A 25132-nucleotide genomic window follows, 5' to 3' on the forward strand; every position below is an offset into this window, starting at 1 on the left:
GTGTCGGGCGGGGGAGGAGGGTCAGGGGGTTGAGGTAGGTCTCGCCCGACAGGAGGCCCCAGTGCAGGCACGGGGCCGGACAGTGGGAGCCCTGCGCCAGGACCGCGACCACCTGGCCCGCCGTGACCTGCTCGCCCTCCGCGACCAGCGGGCGGACCGGTTCGTAGGTCGTGCGCAGGCCGTTGGGGAGGGTCAGGGAGAGCACTCCGCGGCCCGCGACCTGCCCGGCGTAGTGGACCCGGCCCGGCCCGACCGCGCGGAGCTCCGCGCCCACCGGGGCGGACAGGTCCACGCCGCGGTGCCCGGCCGCGTAGGGGGTCGGCGGCGGGTCCCACCAGCGGGCCACCGTCAGCGGTGCGGGCAGCGGGCGGGCTCCCGGAAGCCCCGGAAGGGCACCGGACTGGTGTCCGGGAACGGGCCCCGGCAGGGCTGCCTGGGCCAGGGCCAGGAGCAGGCTGAGCAGCAGAGTCGTCATGGGCCGTAGCGTCCCGCGCCCGCCCCCGGCCGCGAGCGGGCCTGTGGACGGTCCGCGCGCTGTGGACAACGGGGTCACCCGGCATACCGCCGGGTCCCGTACACTTCTTGTGGCGATCCGGGTCACCGGGTCGACTTCGCACGCCCCGGCACCAGCCCGAAACGGCCAGGTGACAGCGTCTCTCGGTCCCTCATGGGGCAGGGCGCGGCGGGGCGTCAGGAACCAAACCGAGAAACCAAGGAGATGGCCATGGCCGTCGTCACGATGCGGGAGCTGCTGGAAAGCGGCGTCCACTTCGGTCACCAGACCCGCCGTTGGAACCCGAAGATGAAGCGCTTCATCTTCACGGAGCGCAACGGCATCTACATCATCGACCTGCTGCAGTCGCTGTCGTACATCGACCGCGCCTACGAGTTCGTGAAGGAGACCGTCGCGCACGGTGGCTCCATCATGTTCGTCGGTACCAAGAAGCAGGCCCAGGAGGCCATCGCCGAGCAGGCGACGCGCGTTGGTATGCCGTACGTCAACCAGCGCTGGCTGGGTGGCATGCTCACCAACTTCTCCACCGTCTACAAGCGCCTTCAGCGTCTGAAGGAGCTTGAGGCGATCGACTTCGAGGACGTCGCCGCCTCGGGTCTCACCAAGAAGGAGCTCCTGGTCCTCTCCCGCGAGAAGACCAAGCTGGAGAAGACCCTCGGTGGTATCCGCGAGATGTCGAAGGTCCCCAGCGCCGTCTGGATCGTCGACACCAAGAAGGAGCACATCGCCGTCGGTGAGGCGCGCAAGCTCCACATCCCGGTCGTCGCGATCCTCGACACCAACTGCGACCCCGACGAGGTCGACTACAAGATCCCGGGCAACGACGACGCGATCCGCTCCGTCACCCTGCTCACCCGCGTGATCGCCGACGCCGTCGCCGAGGGCCTCATCGCCCGCTCCGGCGCTGCGACCGGCGACTCGAAGCCGGGCGAGAAGGCCGCCGCCGAGCCGCTCGCCGAGTGGGAGCGCGACCTGCTCGAGGGCGACAAGAAGGCCGACGACGCCGCTGAGGCCGCTCCGGCCGAGGCCGCCGCAGAGGTCGTCGAGGCCCCGGCCGCCGAGGCTGAGGCCCCGGCCGCCGACGCCGAGCAGGCCTGACCCACTGAGAGCGCCCGGCGTTCACGCGCCGGGCACTCACAGCACGGACGATGACGGCGGGGGAGCCGCGCCCAAGGCGCGGCGCCTCCGCCGTTCACCCGTAGATCTACGACTTCGAGAGAGAATCACAGACTCATGGCGAACTACACCGCCGCTGACGTCAAGAAGCTCCGCGAGCTCACCGGCGCCGGCATGCTGGACTGCAAGAACGCGCTCGTGGACGCCGACGGCGACGTCGAGAAGGCCCAGGAAGCGCTCCGCATCAAGGGTCAGAAGGGCGTCGCCAAGCGCGAGGGCCGTTCTGCCGAGAACGGTGCGGTCGTCTCCCTCATCGCCGACGACAACACCTCCGGTGTCATCGTCGAGCTGAAGTGCGAGACCGACTTCGTCGCCAAGGGCGAGAAGTTCCTGGCCGTCGCCAACCAGCTGGCCGCCCACGTGGCCGCCACCTCCCCGGCCGACATCGAGGCGCTGCTCGCGTCCGAGATCGAGCCCGGCAAGACCGTCACCGCTTTCGTCGACGAGGCCAACGCCAACCTCGGCGAGAAGATCGTCCTGGACCGCTTCGCGCAGTTCACCGGCGGTTACGTGACCGCGTACATGCACCGCACGATGCCCGACCTGCCGTTCCAGATCGGTGTCCTGGTCGAGCTCGACAAGGAGAACGCCGAGGTCGCCCGCGGCGTCGCGCAGCACATCGCCGCGTTCGCCCCGCAGTGGCTGTCCGCCGAGGACGTCCCGGCCGAGAAGGTCGAGTCCGAGCGTCGCATCGCCGAAGAGGTCACCCGCCAGGAGGGCAAGCCCGAGGCTGCCATCGCGAAGATCGTCGAGGGTCGCGTCAACGGCTTCTTCAAGGACGCCACGCTGCTCGGCCAGGCCTACGCGCTGGACAACAAGAAGTCCGTCCAGAAGGTTCTGGACGAGGCCGGTGTCACCCTGAAGCGCTTCTCGCGCATCAAGGTCGGCATCTGAGTCCGTCCGTACGCGACGGACACCGGACCCCGGTAGGGTCTGAAGCAGTCGTCCGTGCTTGCGCAGGACGACCGCAGATCTGACGAGGAGGCCATTGCCGTAGAGGGAACCGCAAGGACCCACCGGCAATGGCCTTCTTCGTATGTGCACGAGGAGATCTCCATGAATCAGGGCGTGGACCCCCACACCGCATCCGACGACAAGAGCGACCAGGACAAGAAGGGCCGCCGCTTCATGCTGAAGCTGTCGGGCGAGGCCTTCTCCGGTGGCGGAGGACTGGGCGTCGACCCCGACGTCGTCCACGCCATCGCGCGTGAGATCGCCGCGGTGGTCCGCGACGGCGCGGAGATCGCCGTCGTGATCGGCGGCGGCAACTTCTTCCGCGGAGCCGAACTCCAGCAGCGTGGCATGGACCGGGCACGGTCCGACTACATGGGCATGCTCGGCACCGTCATGAACTGCCTCGCACTCCAGGACTTCCTGGAGAAGGAGGGCATCGACTCCCGCGTGCAGACCGCCATCACCATGGGCCAGGTCGCGGAGCCGTACATCCCGCTGCGTGCCGTGCGGCACCTGGAGAAGGGCCGCGTCGTCATCTTCGGCGCGGGCATGGGCATGCCGTACTTCTCCACCGACACCACGGCCGCCCAGCGTGCCCTGGAGATCGACGCCGAGGCCCTACTCATGGGCAAGAACGGCGTCGACGGGGTCTACGACTCCGACCCGAAGAAGAACCCGGACGCGGTGAAGTTCGACGCGCTGGAGTACAGCGAGGTCCTCTCCCGCGACCTCAAGGTCGCCGACGCCACCGCGATCACGCTCTGCCGCGACAACAAGCTGCCGATCCTCGTGTTCGAGCTGCTCGCCGAGGGCAATATCGCCCGTGCCGTCAAGGGTGAGAAGATCGGCACGCTCGTCAGCGACCAGGAAACCCGGGCCTGAGCGGTCCGCCGCCGGACCGAGCCCGGACCGGCCCCGCCGGCCCCGCCCGCCTGAACCATCCATTCAAGACATGCAGGAGCACGTGGTGACCGAAGAGATCCTCCTCGAGGCCGAGGAGAAGATGGAAAAGGCCGTCGTCGTCGCCAAGGAAGACTTCGCCGCGATTCGCACCGGCCGTGCGCACCCGGCGATGTTCAACAAGATCGTGGCGGACTACTACGGTGCCATCACGCCCATCAACCAGCTCGCGTCCTTCTCGGTGCCCGAGCCGCGCATGGCGATCGTGACCCCGTTCGACAAGAGCGCCCTGCGCAACATCGAGCAGGCCATCCGCGACTCCGACCTCGGTGTCAACCCGAGCAACGACGGCAGCATCATCCGGGTGACCTTCCCCGAGCTGACGCAGGACCGCCGCAAGGAGTACATCAAGGTCGCCCGCACCAAGGCCGAGGACTCCAAGGTCTCCATCCGCGCCGTGCGCCGCAAGGCCAAGGACGCCCTCGACAAGCTCGTCAAGGACAAGGAAGCCGGCGAGGACGAGGTCCGTCGCGCCGAGAAGGAGCTCGACGACACCACCGCGAAGTACGTCGCGCAGGTGGACGAGCTCCTCAAGCACAAGGAAGCCGAGCTCCTCGAAGTCTGATGAACGACACTTCCTGGCAGCCGGAGCCGGTTCCGGCGGGTCCCGCATACGATGCGCAGGTGGGCCCGCACACTCGGCCCATGCCCATCGTGCCCGATGCCGCCGGCCGTGACTTCGACGACCGGGAAGCACGCGATCGGGGGGCCGCCCTGGACGGCGGCCCCCTCTTCCGCGCCGATACGCCGCCGCAGGAGCCCATGCCCAGCCCCCCGCCTCCGCATGCCCCGCAGCCGCAGGACGCCTCGCCCCCGCCGCCGAAGAAGCGCGCGGGCCGGGACCTGCGTGCCGCCATAGGGGTCGGCGTCGGTCTCGGCGCGGTGATCTTCGCCTCGCTGCTGATCGTCAAGGCGGTCTTCGTCGGCGTCATCGTCGTCGCGGTCGTCGTGGGCCTGTGGGAGCTCACCTCCCGGCTGCAGGAGAAGAAGGGCATCAAGGCCCCGCTCGTCCCGCTCGCGGTCGGCGGCGCGGCCATGGTCATCGCCGGGTACGTCCGGGGGGCCGAGGGCGCCTGGGTCGCCATGGCCCTGACCGTGCTGGCGGTCCTGGTGTGGCGGATGACCGAACCGCCCGAGGACTACCTCAAGGACGTCACCGCGGGCGCCTTCGCAGCGTTCTACGTGCCCTTCCTGGCCACCTTCGTCGCGATGCTGCTCACCGCCGACGACGGCCCCCAGCGCGTGATCACGTTCCTGCTCCTGACGGTGGTCAGCGACACCGGGGCCTACGCGGTCGGCTGGCGCTTCGGGAAGCACAAGCTCGCGCCGCGCATCAGCCCCGGAAAGACCCGGGAGGGACTGTTCGGCGCGGTGGCCTTCGCGATGGCGGCCGGCGCGCTGTGCATGGAGTTCCTGATCGACGGCGGCGCCTGGTGGCAGGGGCTGCTGCTCGGCCTGGCGGTCGCGGTCAGCGCCACCCTGGGCGACCTCGGCGAGTCGATGATCAAGCGGGACCTGGGCATCAAGGACATGGGCACCCTGCTGCCGGGCCATGGCGGCATCATGGACCGGCTCGACTCCCTCCTGCCGACGGCACCGGTGGTCTGGCTGCTCCTGGCGGCCTTCGTGGGCACCGGCTGACCTGCGAAAAGGCGGCGTGTGACGCCGGGCGGTTACTCTTGAAAGGCGCGCTGCTTCTGCGGCGCGCCTTTCGTCTTACAAGGAGTACCTGCCATGGCCCGCCCCGTTCCGGGAGAGCTCACCTTCGTCGCCCCTCGCGGGGCCAAGAAGCCGCCCCGGCACCTCGCCGACATGACCCCGGCCGAGCGCCGCGAGGCGGTCGCCGCGATCGGCGAGAAGCCGTTCCGAGCCAAGCAGCTCTCCCAGCACTACTTCGCGCGCTACGCGCACGACCCGGCCGAGTGGACCGACATTCCGGCGGGGTCGCGGGAGAAGCTCCAGCAGGAGCTGCTCCCCGACCTGATGAACGTCGTCCGCCACATCAGCTGCGACGACGACACCACGCGCAAGACCCTGTGGAAGCTGCACGACGGCACGCTCGTCGAGTCCGTGCTGATGCGCTACCCCGACCGGGTCACCATGTGCATCTCCTCGCAGGCCGGCTGCGGCATGAACTGTCCGTTCTGCGCCACCGGCCAGGCGGGCCTCGACCGCAACCTCTCCACCGCCGAGATCGTGCACCAGATCGTCGACGGCATGCGCGCGCTGCGCGACGGCGAGGTCCCGGGCGGCCCGGCGCGGCTGTCGAACATCGTCTTCATGGGCATGGGTGAGCCGCTGGCCAACTACAACCGCGTGGTCGGCGCCATCCGCCGGCTCACCGACCCCGAGCCCGACGGCCTGGGCCTGTCGCAGCGCGGCATCACCGTCTCCACCGTCGGCCTGGTCCCGGCCATGCTCCGGTTCGCCGACGAGGGCTTCAAGTGCCGTCTCGCCGTCTCGCTGCACGCGCCCGACGACGAGCTGCGCGACACCCTGGTCCCCGTGAACACCCGCTGGAACGTCCGCGAGGTGCTCGGCGCGGCCTGGGAGTACGCGGAGAAGTCCGGTCGGCGGATCTCGATCGAGTACGCCCTGATCCGCGACATCAACGACCAGGCCTGGCGCGGTGACCTGCTGGGCAAGCTGCTCAAGGGCAAGCGCGTCCACGTCAACCTGATCCCGCTGAACCCCACGCCGGGCTCGAAGTGGACCGCCTCGCGGCCCGAGGACGAGAAGGCCTTCGTCGAGGCCATCGCCCGCCACGGCGTGCCCGTGACCGTACGGGACACCCGCGGCCAGGAGATCGACGGCGCGTGCGGCCAGCTCGCCGCCTCGGAGCGCTAGATTCCGGCCAGGGACGTTCATATTCGGCCACGGGGTACCCTGTGGCCGAACCAATTTCATATTCCGACAGGGGAGCGCCACAGCGCTGAGAGTGCGGTATCCGTCATCCGCAGACCCTCTGAACCTCGCCCCGGTCATTCGGGGTAGGAAGTTCGGTCACCACTCAAGCTGTTGCGCCCTGCCCGGCGTCCGCTCCCACAGAGCGCCGGGCCGGGCCGCGTCTTCTCCTGGACATCCCAGGAGGAATTCACCAGTGAGCACCACCAAGAAGATCGCGGGCGCCGCGCTCGCGGCCGCGCTGGGCGTCACCACGCTCAGCGCCTGCGGCGACGCCAAGGACAAGACCGCGGGCGCGAGCGACGCCCCCAAGTCCAAGACCGTGACCCTCGTATCGCACGACTCCTTCAACGTGACCGACACGGTCCTCAAGGAGTTCGAGCAGCAGAGCGGCTACACCGTCAAGGTCCTGAAGTCCGGGGACGCCGGCGCGGCGCTGAACCAGGAGATCCTCACCAAGGGCTCCCCGCGCGGCGACGTCTTCTTCGGCGTGGACAACACCCTCCTCTCGCGCGCCCTCGACAACGGCATCTTCACGCCCTACGAGGCCAAGGGCCTGGACGCGGTCAAGCCCGAGTACGTGCTCGACAAGGAGCACCGGGTCACCCCGATCGACTCCGGCGACATCTGCGTCAACTACGACAAGGCGTACTTCGCCGACAAGAAGATCGCCCCGCCGCAGACGCTGGACGACCTGGTCAAGCCGGAGTACAAGAACCTCCTGGTCACCGAGAACGCCGCGACCTCCTCGCCCGGCCTCGGCTTCCTGCTCGCCTCCGTCGGCAAGTACGGCGAGGACGGCTGGAAGGACTACTGGAGCAAGCTCAAGGCCAACGGCGTCGAGGTCGTCGACGGCTGGGAGCAGGCCTACAACGAGCGCTTCTCCGGCTCCGCGGGCGGCAAGAAGGCCAAGGGCGACCGCCCGCTGGTCGTCTCCTACGCCTCCAGCCCGCCGGTCGAGGTGCTGTACGGCGAGCCGCAGCCGGCCGAGGCCCCGACGGGCGTCGCCACCGGCACCTGCTTCCGCCAGATCGAGTTCGCGGGCCTGCTGAAGGGCGCGAAGAACGAGGAGGGCGGCAAGGCCCTGGTGGACTTCCTGGTCAGCAAGAAGTTCCAGGAGGACATGCCGCTCCAGATGTTCGTGAACCCCGTGACGAAGGACGCTGCCCTGCCGGAGCTGTTCACCAAGCACGGTGTGGTGGTCGAGAAGCCGGAGAACGTGGCTCCCGAGACCATCGCCAAGAACCGTGAGCAGTGGGTCAAGGCATGGACCTCGCTCGTCGTGAAGTAGGCGGTACCAAGGGGCCGGGCGCGGCGTCGGGGGGCGCCGCGCCCGGCCCCGGCCCTCACCGGGGCGGCCGGGCGACCGCCGTGCGGCTCGCCCTGATGGCCGTGCCCCTGGCCTTCTTCGGGCTGTTCTTCGCCTATCCCGTCGCCTCGATCGTCGGGCGCGGTCTCAAGACCGACGAGGGCTGGCAGTTCGGGCGGGTCGGCGAGGTGCTGACCCGGCCCGACATCGCCGGCGTGCTGTGGTTCACCACCTGGCAGGCGCTCGCCTCCACCGTGCTCACGCTGCTGATCGCGCTCCCCGGCGCGTACGTCTTCGCGCGCTTCGAGTTCCCCGGCAAGCAGCTGCTGCGGGCCGTGGTGACCGTTCCCTTCGTGCTGCCGACCGTGGTCGTCGGCACCGCCTTCCTCGCGCTGCTGGGACGCGGCGGGCTGATGGACGAAACGATGGGGGTCCGGCTCGACACCACCGTCTGGGCGATCCTTCTCGCGCACGTCTTCTTCAACTACGCGGTCATCGTCCGCACCGTCGGCGGGCTGTGGGCGCAGCTCGATCCGCGTCAGGAGGAGGCCGCCCGGGTGCTGGGCGCCGGCCGGTTCGCCGCCTGGCGGCGCGTGACGCTGCCCGCGCTGGCCCCGTCGGTGGCCGCGGCCTCCCTGATGGTCTTCCTGTTCACCTTCAGCTCCTTCGGCGTCGTGCTGATCCTGGGCGGGCCCGCCTACTCCACCCTGGAGGTGGAGGTCTACCGGCAGACCGCGCAGCTCCTGGACCTGCCGACGGCCGCCGTGCTGACGATGGTGCAGTTCGCCGCGGTCGGCGCGATCCTCGCCGTGCACGCCTGGACCGTGCGCCGGCGCGAGACCGCACTGCGGCTGGTGGACCCGGGCCGCACCACGCACCGGCCACGCGGCTGGGCGCAGCGCACGCTGCTGGGCGGCGTCCTCGCGACCATCGCGCTGCTGATCGTGGCGCCGCTGGCCGTGCTGGTCGAGCGGTCCTTCGACGCCCCCGGCGGATACGGCTTCGGCTTCTACCGGGCGCTGCAGGACGCGGGCGCCGGCGGCGGAACCTTCCTGGTGCCGCCGCTGGAGGCGATCTGGAACTCCCTCCAGTACGCCCTTGCCGCCACCGCGATCGCCCTGTTCATCGGCGGACTGGCGGCCGCGGCACTGACCCGGCGCGCGGGCCCCTTCGTACGCGGCTTCGACGCGCTGCTGATGCTGCCGCTCGGGGTGTCCGCCGTGACGGTGGGCTTCGGCTTCCTCATCACCCTGGACGAGCCGCCGCTGGACCTGCGGACCTCGTGGATCCTCGTGCCGCTGGCGCAGGCGCTGGTGGGCGTGCCCTTCGTCGTACGGACCATGCTGCCGGTGCTGCGCGCGGTGGACGGCCGGCTGCGGGAGGCGGCCGCCGTGCTCGGCGCGACGCCGCTGCGGGCCTGGCGGGAGGTGGACCTGCCGCTGGTGCGGCGGGCGCTGCTGATCGCGTCCGGATTCGCCTTCGCGGTGTCGCTGGGGGAGTTCGGCGCGACCGTCTTCATCGCACGACCGGACCAGCCGACGCTGCCGGTGGCCGTGGCACGGCTGCTGGGGCGGGCCGGCGAGATGAACTACGGGCAGGCGATGGCCCTGAGCACGATTCTGATGCTGGTGTGCGCGGTGTCCCTGCTGGTGCTGGAGCGACTGCGGCCCGACAAGACCTCCGGAGAGTTCTGATGACACTGCTTCAGCTGGAAGGGGTGTCGGTCCGGTTCGGTGAGCGCGCGGTCGTCGACTCCGTGGACCTTGCGGTCGCCGAGCACGAGATCGTGTGCGTCCTGGGCCCGAGCGGGAGCGGGAAGTCCACGCTGCTGCGGGTCGTCGCCGGGCTCCAGCAGGTGTCCGCGGGCCGGGTGCTGCTGGGCGGGGACGACCAGGCCGGCGTACCCGTGCACCGGCGGGGCGTGGGCCTGATGTTCCAGGACCACCAGCTCTTCCCGCACCGCGACGTCGGCGCGAACGTCTCCTTCGGCCTGCGGATGCGCGGTGGCGGGCGGGCCGCGCACGCCTCCCGGGTCGCGGAACTGCTGGAGCTGGTCGGGCTCCCCGGGGCCCAGGGCCGGGCGGTGGCCTCCCTGTCGGGCGGCGAGCAGCAGCGGGTGGCGCTGGCCCGGGCGCTGGCGCCGTCGCCGCGGCTGCTGATGCTGGACGAGCCGCTGGGACAGCTGGACCGCGGCCTGCGGGAGCGGCTGGTGGTGGAGCTCCGGCAGGTGTTCGCCCGGCTGGGCACGACGGTCCTCGCCGTCACGCACGACCAGGGGGAGGCCTTCGCACTGGCCGACCGGGTCGTGGTGATGCGGGACGGCCGGATCGCGCAGGCCGGGACCCCGCTGGAGGTGTGGCAGCGGCCCGCGTCGGAGTTCGTGGCGCGGTTCCTCGGCTTCGAGAACGTCGTCGCGGCCGTGGTCTCGGGCACGGCCGCCAGGACCCCGTGGGGCAAGGTCCCGGTGCCGGAGGGATCCCCCGAGGGGGAGCAGCGGCTGCTGATCCGCCCGGCCGGGGTGGTGCTCTGCGCGGCCGGCCTGCGGTGCGAGGTGGTATCCCGCACCTTCCGCGGCACGCACGTCGCGCTGCTGCTGCGGCCGGAGGCGGGACCGGTCCTGGAGGCGGAGTGCGGGCTGGAGGGGGCGCCGGCCGCGGGGGACCGGGTCGCGGTGACGTTCACCCCGTCCGAGGTCGTCGTCCTCCCGGCGGCCGGCACCCGCTAGGCGCTCCCGGGTCAGGGGCGGATGCCGTCACAGGCGATGGGCAGGTGGCGCGGGCCGCGCAGGACCGCGTTCTGACGGTACGGCGGCGGATCCTCCAGCAGCCGGGGGTTCTCCAGCCGGCGGGCCAGTTCGCTCAGGGCGAGCTGGGCCTCCTGGCGGGCGAGCGGCGCCCCGAAGCAGCTGTGGATGCCGCTGCCGAGGCCGAGGTGCTGGATGTCCTTGCGGTCGGGGTCGAAGCGATCCGGGTGCTCGAACCGCTTCGGGTCACGGTTCCCGGAGGCCAGGATCAGCCACAGGGAGGCGCCCTTCGGGATGGTGACGCCGGAAACCTCGATGTCGGAGAGGGTGGTGCGCTGAGGGAGCAGCTGCACGGGGGGCTCGTACCGCAGCAGCTCCTCGACGATGGGGACGGACAGGCCGGGCTCCTCGCGGAGCCTCTCGAGGACGTCCGGGTGGCGCAGCAGGGTCAGCATGCCGTTGGTGATGAGGTTGACCGTGGTCTCGTGGCCCGCGATCAGCAGCAGCGCGGAGGTGCTGAGCGCCTCCATGGTGGTCATCGAGCCGTCCGGGCCGTCATCGGTCGCCAGCTGGGACAGCATGTCGCCGCCCGGGTTCTTGCGGCGCTCCTCGATCAGCCCGGCCAGGTACATGCCCAGTTCCATGCGGGCGTCCATGGCGCCCTTGCCGTGCTGGGCGGGGTCCGCGTCCGGGTCGGGGTCCAGGCTCGCGGCGAGGGTCTCCGCCCAGACGTGGAACTTCGGCTCGTCCTCGCGGGGCACGCCGAGCAGCCGGCAGATGACCGTGACCGGGAAGGGGTACGCGAACTGGTCGACCAGGTCGACCCGGTCCAGGTTCCCGGTGGTGGCGATGGAATCGATGAGCCCGGAGACGAGCCCGCCGAGTTCGTCGCGCATGTCGTACACCCGGTGGGGGGCGTGCGGCGGCCCGAACGGCCGGTTCGTCATCCGCCGCAGGCGGTCGTGGTCCGGCGGGTCGAGCTTGAGGAAGGACGGCGGCAGGGCCGCCCCCGTCCCCTCGTCCTCCGCCTGGCCCAGCGGGTCGGTCCCGGTCGACTTCAGGTTCTTGGCGTCGGAGCTGATCCGCGGGTCGTGCAGGAGGCTGTGGATCTCGTAGTACGTGCTGACCACGTACGGGCCGTCCCCGTCGTGGGACACCGGGGTCTTGCGGAGCTCCTCGTACAGCGGATACGGATTCGCGCGGTTCGCGTAGTCGATGATCTCCCTCAGGAGGGCTTGTGTCATGGCGGGGCCTCGTGATCCTCGTGCTCCTCGGGGGAGGGCGCGGTGCGGTCTCGGACGCGGTCAGGGGCGCCCGGGGACGAAGGTCATCTTCCGGTCGGCCGGCGAGTAGCCGCTGAGGGTGATGGTCGGTCCGTGCGTCGGCACCGAGGGGTCCGGGAAGTCCGCCGGTACCGGCTTGTGCCCCTCCGGCCTGCGGTCCACCGTGGAGAACTCCGGGGGGAACGGCGCGGTGCTCTCGATCTGGTGCTCGTAGAACGGGAGCCACCGGCAGTTGTCGAAGGTCACGGCGGCGATCACGCGCCCCTGGTACCCGTACACGGCCACGAACCGGCGCTCCGCGAGCGAGCCCTGCGTGACGAGGAGTTCGGTCCCCATCGGCGGTACGCCGACCGACTTGACGTTCACCCCGAACTGGGAGGACCAGAACGCCGGCACCCACAGGTGGGGGCGGCGGTCCGCGCTCTCGCTGAGCATGTTGTGCGCGGCGGTGTCGGCCTGCGCGACGGCATTGCCCCAGTGCTCCAGGGAGAGGAACTGGTAGCCGAACAGCGCGTGCGGGGAACGGGCCACGTCGCCCGCCACGTAGATGTCATCGGTGACGATGCCGCGGATGTCGAAGGCCCGGCAGCCCGCGTCGCAGGCGATGCCGCGGGGGCCCGCGCCCAGTCCGGACCCGGCGAGCCACTCGGTGTTGCGCTGCGCGCCGAGCCCGACGACCACCACGTCGGCCTCGACGGTGGACCCGTCGGAGAAGTGCGCGGCGCGGACCCGTCCGGCGGGGTCGCCCTCCAGCCCGGTCACCATGACCCCGGTGCGCAGGTCCACCCCGTTCTCGCGGTGCATCTCGGCCGCGACCTCACCGATCACGCCGCCGAGCGCGCCGACCAGCGGCGCCGCGCCCCGTTCGGCGACGGTGACGTCCAAGCCGCGTTCCCGGCAGGCGGAGGCGATCTCGGAGCCGGTGAAGCCGGCTCCGATGACGAGCACCCGGCGGGGGCCGGCGGCGAGGGCCTGTTGCAGTCCTTCGCCGTCGTCGCGGGTGCGCAGGACGAAGACTCCCTTGAGGGCGCCCTCCTCCGCGTTGGGCCAGGGCCGCGCCCGGACACCGGTGGCGATCAGCAGCCGGTCGTACTCCACCTCTTCGCCATTGCCGAGCCTGACCCGGCGGGCGGCCATGTCCAGGCCCGTGGCGGCGACCCCGAGGCGCCAGTCGGCGTCGATCGCCCGTCGGCGGGGGAGTGCCGTGTGGTCCGCCACCGCGTGGCCCAGCAGGACCTGCTTGGACAGCGGGGGCCGGTCGTAGGGCTCGTACGGTTCGTCGCCGATCATCGTGAGCGAACCGGTGAACCCCTTCTCGCGCATGGTCTCGGCCGCCCGCAGACCCGCCAGGGAGGCGCCGACGACGACGATGCGGCCCTCGCGCTTGAGCCGCTCCAGGAATCCGTCGTGCGTTCCTTCAGCAGTCACCGCGCGCCTCCGGAACGGGGGCCGGCTCCGGCCACGGCATCCGGGGCCGGCACGTTCGCCATGTCCTCGTCGGTCAGTTCGAGGAGGATCGCACCGACCGGACAGGCGGCCACGGCGCGTTCGACGTTCTCGCGCTGCTCGGCAGCCGCCTCCGGGTTGTAGAGCAGCGACTCGTCACCGTGCATGGCGAACACGTCGGGAGCCAGGAACGCGCACTGGGCGTATCCCTGGCATCGGTTGAGGTCGACGACAAGCCTCATGACGGTGCTGCCTTTCCCTAGGCCGGGTACCCCGTCACCCCCCGAGAACCCCGATCCTCCCCTTCACCTCAGGATGCATGCGGGACCCCGAGGCTGCCTGCCGGAGTACGGATCACCAGGTCAGCCGCGGTCAGGGAGGGCCGGACCGGCCCGCGCGCGCCGTGCCGCGCCGGGCGCGCAGGATGTGCACGCTGATGATCAGGGCCCAGGCCGGGAAGAGCAGCTCGGACCAGGGCACGCCGGAACCCACCACGATCAGGACCAGGCCGACCACGGTGCCCAGCAGGGCCAGCGACCGCGGGAAGACGCCGAGCAGCCGCCCGATGGTCGAGGTCGCGAGGACGAAGACGGCTGCCATCCGCATGGCGTACGTCGCGAGGAGCGTGTAGGCGTAGTGGCGGCCGAAGTCGGAGGGCGTGTCCTCGTTCAGCACGGTGCCCGCGGCCGCGGCGGCGGCGAACAGGGTGGCCACGAAGACGAATCCGCTGCCCAGGAACACGGTGGCGACGAACCGGTCCTCGGCCTCCCCCGTGTGTGCGCGCAGGGCGCCCATGAACCAGAGGAAGAAGATGCCCGCGAAGGGCACGATCTCCAGGGCGACCTTGACCGCCCAGCGCTTGTCCGGGTCGATGGCCGCGTCGGCGGCGTCGCCAGGAACGGCGATCCGCATCAGGACGATCGCCGCCCCGAGCAGCAGGGCGAAGCCGACTCCGGCCATTCCGGCGGCGCGCGGTGTCTTCAGCCGATCGGTCGTGGGCTCCATCAGCCCCTCGCTCTCTCCCCTGGTCCAGCAAGCGGCAGCCGCCCTCGCGCCACCACCAGGAGACGGCCGACCGGGTGATGCCCGGCCGGCCGGTGGGTCAGCCGACCGGCTCCGGCACCGGGGCCCCGGCCTCCTCCTCGGCGCCCTCGTGCTTGCCGTACCAGGCGACGGCCACCGCGCCCGCGACGGCCAGGACGAAGCCGAGGACCGCCAGCCAGGCCAGGCCCGGGCGGGAGGCGTCGCCCAGCCAGAGCACGCCGATCGCGCCCGGGAGCACCGTCTCGCCGACGACCAGGGCCGCCGTGGCGCCGTTCACCGAGCCGATCTGGAGGGCGACGGTGTGCAGGTACATGCCACCGATGCCCGCCACCAGAATGGCGTACAGGGCCGGGTCGGAGAGGAAGGTGCCGAGGTCGAACGGGTCCACGCCGTCCAGGATCCGGACGCCGACGCCGAGCGCGCCGAAGCCCAGGCCCGACAGCAGGCCCGCCAGGATCGCCGCCCCGCCGCCGAGGAGGCGTACCGCGACCGTGCCGCCCACCATCAGCAGCAGGGTGATCCCCAGCAGCCACCAGTGCGTGGACATGGGCGCGTGGTGGCCGCCCTCGTGGCCCGCCGCCGTCGCCAGCAGCACCAGCGCCGTGCAGACGACGCCGATCGAGGTCCACTCCTTCCGGCTCAGCCGGATGCCCAGCATCTTCACGCTCAGCACGGCCGTGATCACCAGGTTGGCGCTGATCACCGTCTGCGAGAGGAACAGGGGAAGGAGGCGGGCGGCCAGGGCGCCGAGCCCGAAGCCCACGAAGTCCAGGATCGTGCCGACTATGAATTCCCAGGTCATCGCCGCTTTCGCGGTGGACGACAGGTTGGGGCCGCCGTGGGCGGTCACCCCGGCGGCGGTCGGGGACATCCGGGCGGCGCGGCGCGATCCGACGGCTTGCAGCACGGATCCCGTGCCGTAGCAGATGGACGCCGCGACAGCGGTCAGCAGGCCTATGAGCACCAAGGGCTCCGTTCACGTCTGGCAGGTTTGCGGTACCTCTGCCAGACGTCAGAACGGGCCGCGAAGTTGCGTCCTGAGCTCAGCTCATTGACGCGAGGACGCCGGGGACCTCGTCCACCGAGTCGACCAGCGCGATCCGGGACTCCATGGCGCGGCCGCGGGCCAGCGCCTGCAGCAGGGGCCAGGCCGGGAGGTGCTCGGTCCAGTGGGTGCGGCCGACCAGGATCATCGGTGCCGGCTCGCCCCGGGACTCGTAGTAGTTCGGCGTGCCGTTGTCGAAGATCTCCTGGACCGTGCCCGCGGCGCCGGGGAGGAAGACCACGCCCGCGGTGGACCGGGCCAGCAGCCCGTCCTCCCGGGTGGCGTTCGCGAAGTACTTCGCGCTGTGGCCCGCGAAGGCGTTCGGCGGCTCGTGTCCGTAGAACCAGGTCGGGATGCCCACCGAGTCGCCGCCGCCGGGCCAGCGCTCGCGTACGGCGAAGGCCGCGCGCGCCCAGTCGGACACCGACGGCGTGAACGACGGGGCCTTGGCGAGCAGCTCCAGGGCCTCCGCGAGGGCCTCGTCCGGGGCCGGGGCGAGGTAAGCGCCGAGGTTGGCGGCCTCCATCGCGCCGGGGCCGCCGCCGGTGGCCACGGTCAGCCCGGACCGGGTCAGGGCCCGGCCCAGCTCCGCCGCGCCGCGGTAGTCCGTACCGCCGCGGGACATGGCGTGGCCGCCCATCACGCCGACGACCCGCGCGCCGACGAGGTGTTCGTCGAGGGCGTCCGATATGGCGTCGTCGTGGATGGACCGGAGCATGGAGGAGTAGACGTCGCCGTCGGCCTTGGTCTCCTGGAACCAGGCGTAGGCCAGGGCGTCGGGGGTGGTCTCGTACCCGTCGGGCAGCCCGGCGAAGAGCTCCTCGGGCGTGTAGAGCAGGCCCCGGTACGGGTTGAACGGCAGGTCCGGGACGGGCGGGAAGACCAGCGCGCCGTCGGCGCGGACCTTCACCGCGGCGTCGGGCTCCATCGCGCAGCCCAGGAACACGGCTGCCGAGGTGTCGGCGGAGAGCAGGGCGAAGGTCCGCTCCAGCAGGTTGACCGACTGGATCCGGTAGCCGCTGAGGGAGCCGCGTGCCGCGACCTGGTCGAATTCGGCGAGCGTCTCGATCTCGATGTCTGCGTTGACCATTCGGCCCACCCTAAGGGCTGCCCGCGTCAGCGGGTCAGTGCCAGCGACGTCAGCTGCGCCACACCCCAGCTGAGCGGAACGCACACCGCCACGAGCGCGCCGGCCCGCAGACTCGCCGCCGTGCGCAGGACCTTGGCGGGTGCGCCCAGGTCGAGCAGGGCCTCGCGCGCGGCGCTCCGGCTGCGGCGCGCCTCCACCGCGGATGTGAGAAGGGTCGCGGCCGCGCACAGGGCCACGAGCGCGGCGGCCGGACCGGTCAGCGGGCCCAGCGGGACGAGCGGTCCGCCCGCGTCGCGCAGGGCCAGGGCGGTGAGGGCGCCGACGCCGACCGAGCACAGCACCCCGAGCGGCGGGCCGATCCGGGGCGCGTCCTCCTGGAGGACGCGCCCGGCCAGCAGCCGCAGCGCGCCCGGGCGCACGGCCTGGACCAGGCTCCCGGAGGCGTAGGCGAGGCCCGGCCCGGCGAGGGCGAGCCCGATCGCGGTCAGTGCCCAGCCGGCGAGCATTCCGGGGCCGCTCCGGCCCGCGTAGGCCTCCACGGCGAGCCCGCAGGCGGTCAGCGCGATCCCCCAGGGCAGGCCGGTCTGCGGGGCCAGCGGCCGGTGCGGGCGCAGGGCGAGGACGGTGGCGGCCGAGGCGGTCAGCGGGATCATGGCCAGCAGGGTGAGGGCGGCCGCCACGGGCAGCGGCTGGTCCGCGTGGAGCAGCCCGGCCCCGGCTCCGTCGAACGGCAGCCCGGCCAGGTCCCCGCGCAGGTGGAGGAAGGCGGCCAGGGCCACGGCGCTGCCCAGGGCGCAGGCGACGGCGGTGGAGATCGTGGCGACGAGGGTGCGCCGTACGGGTCCCAGCCCGGCCGCGTCCATGCCCTCGCGGGGCCGGTTCGCGGGGTCGGCCCGGGCCACGGCCACGGCCAAGTGGACGGTGACGGCCAGCGGGATCAGGGCCCACAGCAGGCGAGGGAACGATCCGGCGGGCCGGGCCACGGCGCCGGCGAGTACGGCGAGCAGCAGGAACCCGGTCCCGGCCGAGGCGGCGGCGACGAGGAGCCGCCGCAGCTGGACGAGCGGCCGGGAACCGCGGGCTAGGCGGAGAGCGAGCACGCGGCCTGGCCCTCCGGGGTGTCGGGGACGTGGGAGGCGGCGCTCCCCGCGAGCCGGCCGTCGAGCAGCGCCAGGCGGCGGTCCGCGACGGCCGCGGCGGCCTCGTCGTGGGTGGCCAGCAGCACGGTGATCTCGTGGGACCGGGCCGCGGTGGTGAGCGTCCGGAGGAGCAGGGCCCGCTCGGCGCGGTGCAGCGGGGCCGTGGGATCGTCGGCGAAGATCACCGCGGGCTCGTTGACCAGGGCGCGGGCCAGCGCGACCCGCTGGGACTCGGCGCGGGTCAGGGCGCCGGGGCGCTTGCGGGCGAACCCGCCGATGTCGAGGCGGTCCAGCCATTCGCAGGCCGCGTTCTTGGCGGTGCGGTGGCGGGCTCCGGCGAGGAGCAGCGGCAGGGCGGCGTTCTCCCAGACCTTCAGCTCGGGCAGCAGCTGCGGCTCCGGGCCGATCCAGCCGAACCGGTCGCGGCGCAGCCGTTCGCGGGCCAGCGTGCCCATGGTGTGCACGGGGACGCTGTTGAACCAGACCTCGCCCTGCTCGGGCCGCAGCTGCCCGGACAGGCAGCGGAGCAGGGTGGTCTTGCCGCTGCCGCGGGGACCGGTCAGGGCCAGGATCTCGCCCTGGCGGACTCCTACGGAGACCCCGACGAGAGCGGGGGATCCGTCGTGGGAGTACTGCAGGGACCGGGCCCACAGGACGTCATTGTCAGGCGGGGCATTGTCCGGTGGAGCCACCATGGCGTACACCTCCGTCCGGGGGAACGAAGCGGAGCCGGTTCGGTAACTGGCGCCGCAATGAGATGTAAAGAGATGAACGTCTTGGATGGTGACAGCACACGGCCCGGACCCCCTCGTTCTCACTCGAACGGAGGATCCGGGCCGTGTGATCGGACTATTGCAGCCTCGGACGATTTACATCCCGGCCGGTCCGGTGGGCCTGCTTACAGCTTCGTCCAGGCCTCGGTGAGCACCGAGCGCAGGATGCCTTCGATCTCGTCGAAGGTGCCCTGGTCCGCGATCAGCGGCGGCGCCAGCTGGATGACCGGGTCACCGCGGTCGTCGGCCCGGCAGTACAGGCCGTTCTCGAAGAGCGCCTTGGAGAGGAAACCGTAGAGCACGCGCTCCGTCTCCTCGTCCGTGAAGGACTCCTTGGTGTCCTTGTCCTTGACGAGCTCGATGCCGTAGAAGTAGCCGTTGCCACGGACGTCGCCGACGATCGGCAGGTCGTGCAGCTTCTTCAGCGTCGAGAAGAAGGCGTCCTCGTGGTCCAGCACGTGCTGGTTGAGGCCTTCCTTGTCGAAGATGTCGAGGTTGGCCAGCGCGACCGCCGAGGAGACCGGGTGGCCGCCGAAGGTGTAGCCGTGCAGGAAGGTGTTGTCGCCCTTGTAGAAGGGCTCCGCGAGGCGGTCGGAGATGATGCAGGCGCCGATCGGGGAGTAGCCCGAGGTCATGCCCTTGGCGCAGGTGATCATGTCCGGTACGTAGTCGAACTTGTCACAGGCGAACATCGTGCCCAGACGGCCGAACGCGCAGATCGTCTCGTCGGAGACGAGCAGGACGTCGTACTCGTCGCAGATCTCGCGGACCCGCTGGAAGTACCCGGGCGGCGGCGGGAAGCAGCCGCCGGCGTTCTGCACCGGCTCCAGGAAGACGGCGGCGACGGTGTCGGCGCCTTCGAAGAGGATCTCCTGCTCGATCTGGTCGGCGCACCAGCGGCCGTACGCCTCGGGGTCGTCGCCGTAGATCGGGGCGCGGTAGATGTTGGTGTTCGGCACCTTGTGCGCGCCGGGGACCAGCGGCTCGAAGGGGGCCTTCAGGGCCGGCAGGCCCGTGATGGACAGGGCGCCCTGCGGGGTGCCGTGGTAGGCGACCGCACGCGAGATGACCTTGTACTTGGTGTGCTTGCCCTGCAGCTTGAAGTACTGCTTGGCGAGCTTCCAGGCGGTCTCGACGGCCTCACCGCCACCGGTGGTGAAGAAGACCTTGTTCAGGTCGCCCGGGGCGTAGTGGGCGAGGCGCTCGGCGAGCTCGACGGCCTTGGGGTGCGCGTACGACCAGATGGGGAAGAACGCGAGTTCCTGCGCCTGCTTGTAGGCGACCTCGGCCAGTTCCTTGCGGCCGTGACCGGCGTTGACCACGAACAGTCCGGCGAGACCGTCGAGGTAGCGCTTGCCCTTGTCGTCCCAGATGTAGGTGCCCTCGCCCCGGACAATGGTGGGGACGGGGGAGTTCTCGTAGGACGACATGCGGGTGAAGTGCATCCACAAGTGGTCGTACGCGGTCTTGGAGAGGTCCTGGCTCACGGTTATCGGGTTCCCCACATGTAGGTCTGCTTCTTCAGCTTCAGGTAAACGAAGCTTTCGGTGGATCGCACGCCGGGGAGCGTGCGGATCTTCTTGTTGATCGTTTCGAGCAGGTGGTCGTCGTCCTCGCAGACGATCTCCACCATCAGGTCGAACGACCCGGCGGTCATCACCACGTACTCGCACTCGGCCATGGCGGTCAGCGCATCGGCCACCGGGTCGAGGTCGCCCTCGACGTTGATGCCGACCATGGCCTGGCGTCGCAGGCCCACGGTGAGCGGGTCGGTGACGGCGACGATCTGCATGACGCCCTGGTCGAGCAGTTTCTGTACGCGTTGGCGCACTGCCGCTTCGGAGAGGCCGACGGCCTTGCCGATCGATGCGTAGGGACGGCGGCCGTCCTCCTGCAGTTGCTCGATGATCGCCAGGGACACAGCATCGACCGAAGGGGACGGTTGTCTGTTCCTGGAATCTGCGCTTCGACTGACCACGACCTCACTGTGCACGAGGGTCGTCTGTTCCGCAAGACGGATTCGATGAAATCCGTTGTTTGAAGACTCGGATCTCACTGATTTCGCAGTTGGTGGCCTTCGGGTCTGTCGAAAGCCTCCGCCGAGAGGCTAGGCTTGGTAATCGTCTCAATCGTTGGACATGTGATCAGGAGTGTGGCTGTAGTGACCACCGAACTGCGTCGTCTGCGCAACTACATCGGCGGGGAGTTCAAGGACGCCGCCGACGGGCGGACCACCGAGGTGGTCAACCCGGCCACCGGCGAGGTGTACGCCACGGCCCCGCTCTCGGGCCAGGCCGATGTCGACGCCGCCATGGCCGCCGCCGCGGCGGCCTTCCCGGGCTGGCGCGACACCACCCCCGCCGAGCGCCAGAAGGCGCTGCTGAAGATCGCGGACGCCTTCGAGGCGCGCGCGGACGAGCTCGTCGCCGCGGAGTCGGAGAACACCGGCAAGCCGCTGGGCCTCACGGCCAGCGAGGAGCTGCCGCCGATGGTGGACCAGATCCGCTTCTTCGCGGGCGCCGCCCGCCTGCTGGAGGGCCGCTCGGCCGGCGAGTACATGGAGGGGATGACCTCGATCATCCGCCGTGAGCCCGTGGGCGTCTGCGCCCAGGTCGCGCCGTGGAACTACCCGATGATGATGGCCGTGTGGAAGTTCGCCCCGGCCATCGCGGCGGGCAACACCGTCGTGCTCAAGCCCTCGGACACCACCCCGGCCTCCACCGTCCTGATGGCGGAGATCATCGACTCGGTCCTGCCCAAGGGAGTTTTCAACGTCGTCTGCGGCGACCGCGAGACCGGCAAGGCCATGGTCGAGCACTCCACCCCGGCGATGGCATCCATCACCGGCTCGGTGCGCGCGGGCATGCAGGTCGCCGAGAGCGCCTCCAAGGACGTCAAGCGCGTCCACCTGGAGCTCGGCGGCAAGGCCCCGGTCGTGGTCTTCGGGGACGCCGACATCCCCAAGGCCGTCGAGGACATCGCGGTCGCCGGCTACTTCAACGCCGGCCAGGACTGCACCGCCGCCACCCGCGTGCTCGTGCACGAGTCCATCCACGACGAGTTCGTGGCCGCGCTCGCCAAGGCCGCCTCCGACACGAAGACCGGCCAGCCGGACGACGAGGACGTGCTGTACGGCCCGCTGAACAACCCGAACCAGCTCAAGCAGGTCGCGGGCTTCATCGAGCGCCTCCCCGCCCACGCCAAGGTCGAGGCGGGCGGCCACCAGGTCGGCGAGAAGGGCTTCTTCTACGCCCCGACCGTCGTCTCCGGCCTCAGGCAGGACGACGAGATCATCCAGAACGAGGTCTTCGGCCCCGTCATCACCGTCCAGTCCTTCACGGACGAGGCCCAGGCCCTGGAGTACGCGAACGGCGTCGAGTTCGCCCTCGCCTCCTCCGTGTGGACCAAGGACCACGGCCGCGCGATGCGGATGTCCAAGAACCTCGACTTCGGCTGCGTGTGGATCAACACCCACATCCCGCTCGTCGCCGAGATGCCGCACGGCGGCTTCAAGAAGTCCGGTTACGGCAAGGACCTCTCCGCCTACGGCTTCGAGGACTACACGCGCATCAAGCACGTGATGACCTCGCTCGACGGCTGACGGGTCGCATCGATCACAGCACAGCGTTGACGGGGCGGGCAGTAGACAACATGTCTATTGCCCGCCCTTCCGCGTTCCCCGAGGCTGTGCCCATGCCTGAACTCGCCTTCTCCCGCCGTGCGGCGCTGTACGGCCTCGGTGCCGCGGGCCTGTCGGCCGCCCTCGCCGGCTGCGGCATGCCCGCCGCCTACGTTCCCGAGGAACGGCGTACGGGCCCGGACCGGTCCGAGGGCGACCGGAGCGTCGCCTTCTCCAACTGGCCGCTCTACATCGACACCGACGAGGAGGACGAGGAGCGCCGGCCGACGCTGGAGGCCTTCTCGGAGCAGACCGGCATCGAGGTCCGCTACACCGAGGAGATCAACGACAACGACGAGTTCTTCGGCAAGGTCAGCCCGGCCCTGATGAACCGCCAGGAGACCGGCCACGACCTGGTCGTGGTCAGCGACTGGATGGCCGCCCGCTTCGTCCACCTGGGCTGGGCTCAGAAGCTGGACCGCTCGGCGCAGCCCAACGTGGCCCGGCACCTCGACCCGCAACTGCGTTCCCCCGCCTTCGACGAGGGCCGGCTGCACACCGTCCCCTGGCAGTCGGGGATCACCGGCATCGCCTACAACCGCAAGGCCCTGGGCCGGGAGATCAAGTCGGTCAAGGACCTGTGGCACCCGGACCTGGCGGGCCGGGTCACGCTCTTCTCGGGCCTCGACGAGTCCTTCTCGCTGCTGATGCAGGGCAACGGCGTGGACGTCACCCGCTGGACCGAGTCCGACTTCCACCGCATGTGCGACCAGGTCGAGAACATGGTGAAGAAGAAGCATGTCCGCCGCTTCACCGGCAACGACTACACCTCCGATCTGAGCAAGGGCGATGTCCTCGCCTGCCAGGCCTACTCCGGTGACGCCATCCAGCTGCAGGCCGACAACCCGGACATCGAGTTCGTGGTCCCCGAGGAGGGGGCCGAACTCTGGGCGGAGAGCCTGCTCGTCCCCAACCTGGCCCGCCACAAGGCCAATGCCGAGGCCCTCATCGACTACTACTACGACCCGGCGGTGGCCGCATCGCTGGCCGCTTCCGTCAACTACGTCTGCCCGGTCCCGGCCGCCCGGGAGGTCCTGGCCGGCTCCGACGACAGGGAGACCGCCGAACTGGCCGAGAACCCGCTGATCTTCCCGGACGACGAGATGCGCAACCGGCTCGTGGTGGCCCGGGACATCTCCTCGGCCGAGCGCCGCTCCCTCGCCAAGCGCTGGAACGCGATCGTCGGACTCTGATCACGGTCCGGCCACGGAATTGAACGCGTTCAGTGAATTGGCTGAACGTGTTCAGAAACCTGCGTAGGCTTACTCCCATGAGCGAGAGAAGCGCCCTTCAGCGGCGGATCCGTGCCTGGTTGACCCTGTTCCTCATCTGTCTGGTGCTCAGCGGCCTCACCGCCTTCCCCCTGGTCACCGAACTCCACTGGGCCAACTCCCTCGTGGACAACGACTGGTTGCGGCGAGTGGGCGAAGGGCTGGACCGGGCCGATGCCGACTACCCCTTCCTCCTCTACGGAACCGACTGGCTCGCCTTCGCCCACCTCGTCATCGCCGTCTTCTTCTACGGAGTCCACCGCGACCCGGTCCGCAACATCTGGATCGTCGAAGCCGGCATGATCGCCTGCGCCGGAGTGATACCCCTGGCCCTGATCTGCGGCCCGATCCGGGGCATCCCCATCTGGTGGAGCGTCATCGACATCTCGTTCGGCGTCTTCGGGGTCATCCCCCTGCTGGTGCTCCGACGCATGATCAAGCGCCTTGAGGCCATGCCTGCGTAGCCGGGCTCCTAGCGTGCGAAGGCCGCCATGACGATGTTCAGGGCCACCTTGTTCATGTCCTGGCCCTTGGCGTCGGTGGAGTTCACCGAGTACACGAGCGTGCGGGACAGGTCGCGGGTGCCGCCGATCGCGGTGTTGTAGCCGTAGCGGCCACCCGTCTTGCCCCAAGCCACCGTGCCGTCGGGCAGGACGAACTTCTTCATCCCGGCCGTGAGTTCGGCGGGGGCCCCGGTGGTGACGTCCGCCACCGCCGGAACCGTGAACATCTCCTCCAGCTGGGCCTTCGGCACGATCCGTCCGGCGAACAGGGCCGTGGTGAAGCGTTCCAGGTCCGCCGTGGTCGATATGAGATCCCCGGCGGCCCACTCCCGGGAGGAACCCCACTCGGTCACATCGACCAGCGTGCGGCCGCCACCGGCCTGCGGCACCGCCTGGTAGCCGCGGTTGTGCGGTCCCGGTATGCGCGTCCGCGCAGGACCCGGCAGTGAGGTGTGCCGCAGGCCGAGGGGCTTGAATATCCGGGTGGTCAGGGCCTTCTCGTACGAGGTGCCCGTCACCTTCTCGATCAGTACGCCCAGAATGGTGTAGTCGATGTTGAGGTAGTGCTGCTTGGTTCCGGGGTCGAACTCCGGCCCCTTCGCCACCGCGTTGGCGATCAGGGCGTGCGGATCGTCCACGTCGAACCGGTGCGCGTACGCCTCCGAGAAGGAATCGCCCGGGCTGTCGGCCGGCTGGATGCCGCTCGTGTAGTTGAGCAACTGCCGGACGCTGATCGGCTTGAACGTCGTCGGCAGCAGACCCGGCAGGTACTCCTGCACCGGACGGTCCAGCTCCACCGCCCCCTCGGCGGCCAGCTGGAGCACCACCGCCGACGTGAACGTCTTGGTCACCGACCCCGCCCGGAACCGGCCCTGCTCCAGCGCCTCGCGCCCCGTACGGACATCGGCGACCCCGGAACTGCCGTGCCATTCACCGCTCCTGCCGCCCACGCGGACCAGCGCGGCGGTCGCATCCCGGTGCTCCGGGCCGAGACCGGCGATCGCCTTCTCCAGTGCCGCCGCATCGGGCGGCGTGGAAATCACCGGAGCGACCCTCGCGGAGGAGAGCGGAGCCGGAGCCGGGGCCGGCGCGGCGTGGGCGACGGCCGGACCGGACGCGATCCCCAGGACCAGAGCGGCGGCGATCAGCGTGCGCGTACGTGCGTTCATGGTGGTGCGCTCCCCCTGTGAGGTCATCGGGGCCGTCTGCCCCGATGACCTCAATGCTCCAGGTCAGAGGGGTAGTTGCGGATCACCTTCGAGAGGGGTCTTCACTGGTACGACAACTACCCGGCGCGGG

At 70.6% G+C, this 25132-nt stretch carries 24 protein-coding genes and 1 riboswitch; of the genes, 12 read left to right on the forward strand and 12 right to left on the reverse strand.

What is annotated here, in order from left to right; genetic code table 11:
- A partial coding sequence (locus tag PV721_RS15690) for a M23 family metallopeptidase (RefSeq protein ID WP_319724497.1) occupies positions 1 to 475 on the reverse strand: 475 nt, incomplete at its 3' end.
- 249 nt (positions 476 to 724) lie between these two features.
- Between PV721_RS15690 and rpsB the strand changes: the two genes are divergently transcribed.
- The 9 genes from rpsB to PV721_RS15735 all read left to right on the forward strand — a co-directional run bounded on the left by rpsB (position 725) and on the right by PV721_RS15735 (position 10542).
- On the forward strand, positions 725 to 1612 hold the full coding sequence (gene rpsB, locus PV721_RS15695; RefSeq protein ID WP_319724499.1) for a 30S ribosomal protein S2: 888 nt from the start codon (positions 725 to 727) through the stop codon (positions 1610 to 1612).
- Positions 1613 to 1747: 135 nt separating this feature from the next.
- The gene (tsf, locus tag PV721_RS15700; protein ID WP_319724501.1) at positions 1748 to 2584 is read left to right on the forward strand and encodes a translation elongation factor Ts; all 837 of its coding nucleotides are present in this window, start codon (positions 1748 to 1750) and stop codon (positions 2582 to 2584) included.
- 162 nt (positions 2585 to 2746) lie between these two features.
- Complete coding sequence (gene pyrH, locus PV721_RS15705; RefSeq protein WP_030016384.1) at positions 2747 to 3526, forward strand: UMP kinase; 780 nt, start codon at positions 2747 to 2749, stop codon at positions 3524 to 3526.
- An 85-nt stretch (positions 3527 to 3611) separates the two neighbouring features.
- Positions 3612 to 4169, forward strand: a complete 558-nt coding sequence (frr, locus tag PV721_RS15710; RefSeq protein ID WP_031144133.1) for a ribosome recycling factor — start codon at positions 3612 to 3614, stop codon at positions 4167 to 4169.
- Positions 4169 to 5245 carry a phosphatidate cytidylyltransferase gene (locus tag PV721_RS15715; protein ID WP_319724510.1) on the forward strand — a complete coding sequence of 359 codons (1077 nt, stop codon included), beginning with the start codon at positions 4169 to 4171 and terminating at the stop codon, positions 5243 to 5245. Before frr ends, PV721_RS15715 begins: the two co-directional genes overlap by 1 nt.
- A gap of 93 nt (positions 5246 to 5338) precedes the next feature.
- Complete coding sequence (gene rlmN / locus PV721_RS15720) at positions 5339 to 6451, forward strand: 23S rRNA (adenine(2503)-C(2))-methyltransferase RlmN (protein ID WP_319724511.1); 1113 nt, start codon at positions 5339 to 5341, stop codon at positions 6449 to 6451.
- A 58-nt stretch (positions 6452 to 6509) separates the two neighbouring features.
- Positions 6510 to 6619: riboswitch (TPP riboswitch) on the forward strand.
- An 85-nt stretch (positions 6620 to 6704) separates the two neighbouring features.
- The gene (locus PV721_RS15725; RefSeq protein WP_319724513.1) at positions 6705 to 7799 is read left to right on the forward strand and encodes a thiamine ABC transporter substrate-binding protein; all 1095 of its coding nucleotides are present in this window, start codon (positions 6705 to 6707) and stop codon (positions 7797 to 7799) included.
- A 95-nt stretch (positions 7800 to 7894) separates the two neighbouring features.
- Positions 7895 to 9511: an iron ABC transporter permease gene (locus tag PV721_RS15730; RefSeq protein ID WP_319724559.1), complete on the forward strand. Its 1617-nt coding sequence runs from the start codon at positions 7895 to 7897 to the stop codon at positions 9509 to 9511.
- A complete protein-coding gene (locus PV721_RS15735) occupies positions 9511 to 10542 on the forward strand; it encodes an ABC transporter ATP-binding protein (protein ID WP_319724515.1) in 1032 nt (343 codons plus the stop codon). The genes PV721_RS15730 and PV721_RS15735 overlap by 1 nt, the downstream gene beginning before the upstream one ends.
- Positions 10543 to 10553: 11 nt before the next feature.
- On the opposite strand, the gene PV721_RS15740 is transcribed toward PV721_RS15735, so the two are convergent.
- The 10 genes from PV721_RS15740 to PV721_RS15785 form a co-directional block, all read right to left on the reverse strand.
- Positions 10554 to 11804 carry a cytochrome P450 gene (locus PV721_RS15740; protein ID WP_319724517.1) on the reverse strand — a complete coding sequence of 417 codons (1251 nt, stop codon included), beginning with the start codon at positions 11802 to 11804 and terminating at the stop codon, positions 10554 to 10556.
- A 60-nt stretch (positions 11805 to 11864) separates the two neighbouring features.
- Positions 11865 to 13271, reverse strand: a complete 1407-nt coding sequence (locus PV721_RS15745; protein WP_319724519.1) for an NAD(P)/FAD-dependent oxidoreductase — start codon at positions 13269 to 13271, stop codon at positions 11865 to 11867.
- Entirely contained in the window at positions 13268 to 13531 is a 264-nt protein-coding gene (locus PV721_RS15750) for a ferredoxin (RefSeq protein ID WP_319724521.1), read from the reverse strand. The genes PV721_RS15745 and PV721_RS15750 overlap by 4 nt, the downstream gene beginning before the upstream one ends.
- A gap of 130 nt (positions 13532 to 13661) precedes the next feature.
- On the reverse strand, positions 13662 to 14294 hold the full coding sequence (locus tag PV721_RS15755) for a hypothetical protein (protein WP_319724523.1): 633 nt from the start codon (positions 14292 to 14294) through the stop codon (positions 13662 to 13664).
- A gap of 97 nt (positions 14295 to 14391) precedes the next feature.
- Positions 14392 to 15297 carry a hypothetical protein gene (locus PV721_RS15760; RefSeq protein ID WP_319724525.1) on the reverse strand — a complete coding sequence of 302 codons (906 nt, stop codon included), beginning with the start codon at positions 15295 to 15297 and terminating at the stop codon, positions 14392 to 14394.
- Positions 15298 to 15376: 79 nt separating this feature from the next.
- On the reverse strand, positions 15377 to 16468 hold the full coding sequence (locus tag PV721_RS15765; protein ID WP_319724527.1) for a Rossmann fold nucleotide-binding protein: 1092 nt from the start codon (positions 16466 to 16468) through the stop codon (positions 15377 to 15379).
- A 26-nt stretch (positions 16469 to 16494) separates the two neighbouring features.
- Positions 16495 to 17568 (reverse strand): hypothetical protein, encoded by a 1074-nt coding sequence (locus PV721_RS15770; protein WP_319724529.1) that lies wholly within the window; start codon positions 17566 to 17568, stop codon positions 16495 to 16497.
- Complete coding sequence (locus tag PV721_RS15775; protein ID WP_319724531.1) at positions 17550 to 18302, reverse strand: ABC transporter ATP-binding protein; 753 nt, start codon at positions 18300 to 18302, stop codon at positions 17550 to 17552. The genes PV721_RS15770 and PV721_RS15775 overlap by 19 nt, the downstream gene beginning before the upstream one ends.
- 203 nt (positions 18303 to 18505) lie before the next feature.
- Positions 18506 to 19885 carry an aspartate aminotransferase family protein gene (locus tag PV721_RS15780; protein WP_319724533.1) on the reverse strand — a complete coding sequence of 460 codons (1380 nt, stop codon included), beginning with the start codon at positions 19883 to 19885 and terminating at the stop codon, positions 18506 to 18508.
- The gene (locus tag PV721_RS15785) at positions 19870 to 20373 is read right to left on the reverse strand and encodes an Lrp/AsnC family transcriptional regulator (RefSeq protein ID WP_007266859.1); all 504 of its coding nucleotides are present in this window, start codon (positions 20371 to 20373) and stop codon (positions 19870 to 19872) included. The genes PV721_RS15780 and PV721_RS15785 overlap by 16 nt, the downstream gene beginning before the upstream one ends.
- Before the next feature lie 168 nt (positions 20374 to 20541).
- On the opposite strand from PV721_RS15785, the gene PV721_RS15790 reads away from it, so the two are divergent.
- From PV721_RS15790 to PV721_RS15800, 3 genes are all read left to right on the forward strand, one after another.
- Entirely contained in the window at positions 20542 to 21981 is a 1440-nt protein-coding gene (locus tag PV721_RS15790) for a gamma-aminobutyraldehyde dehydrogenase (protein ID WP_319724536.1), read from the forward strand.
- 92 nt (positions 21982 to 22073) lie between these two features.
- Positions 22074 to 23252: a spermidine/putrescine ABC transporter substrate-binding protein gene (locus tag PV721_RS15795; RefSeq protein WP_319724537.1), complete on the forward strand. Its 1179-nt coding sequence runs from the start codon at positions 22074 to 22076 to the stop codon at positions 23250 to 23252.
- A gap of 77 nt (positions 23253 to 23329) precedes the next feature.
- Complete coding sequence (locus PV721_RS15800) at positions 23330 to 23794, forward strand: hypothetical protein (protein WP_319724539.1); 465 nt, start codon at positions 23330 to 23332, stop codon at positions 23792 to 23794.
- Between the two features lie 8 nt (positions 23795 to 23802).
- On the opposite strand, the gene PV721_RS15805 is transcribed toward PV721_RS15800, so the two are convergent.
- Positions 23803 to 25002, reverse strand: coding sequence for a serine hydrolase domain-containing protein (locus PV721_RS15805; RefSeq protein ID WP_319724541.1), 1200 nt, complete (start codon positions 25000 to 25002; stop codon positions 23803 to 23805).
- Positions 25003 to 25132 lie beyond the last annotated feature (130 nt).

The sequence above is a fragment of the Streptomyces sp. MB09-01 genome (genome assembly GCF_033794505.1).
GTDB lineage: Bacteria > Actinomycetota > Actinomycetes > Streptomycetales > Streptomycetaceae > Streptomyces.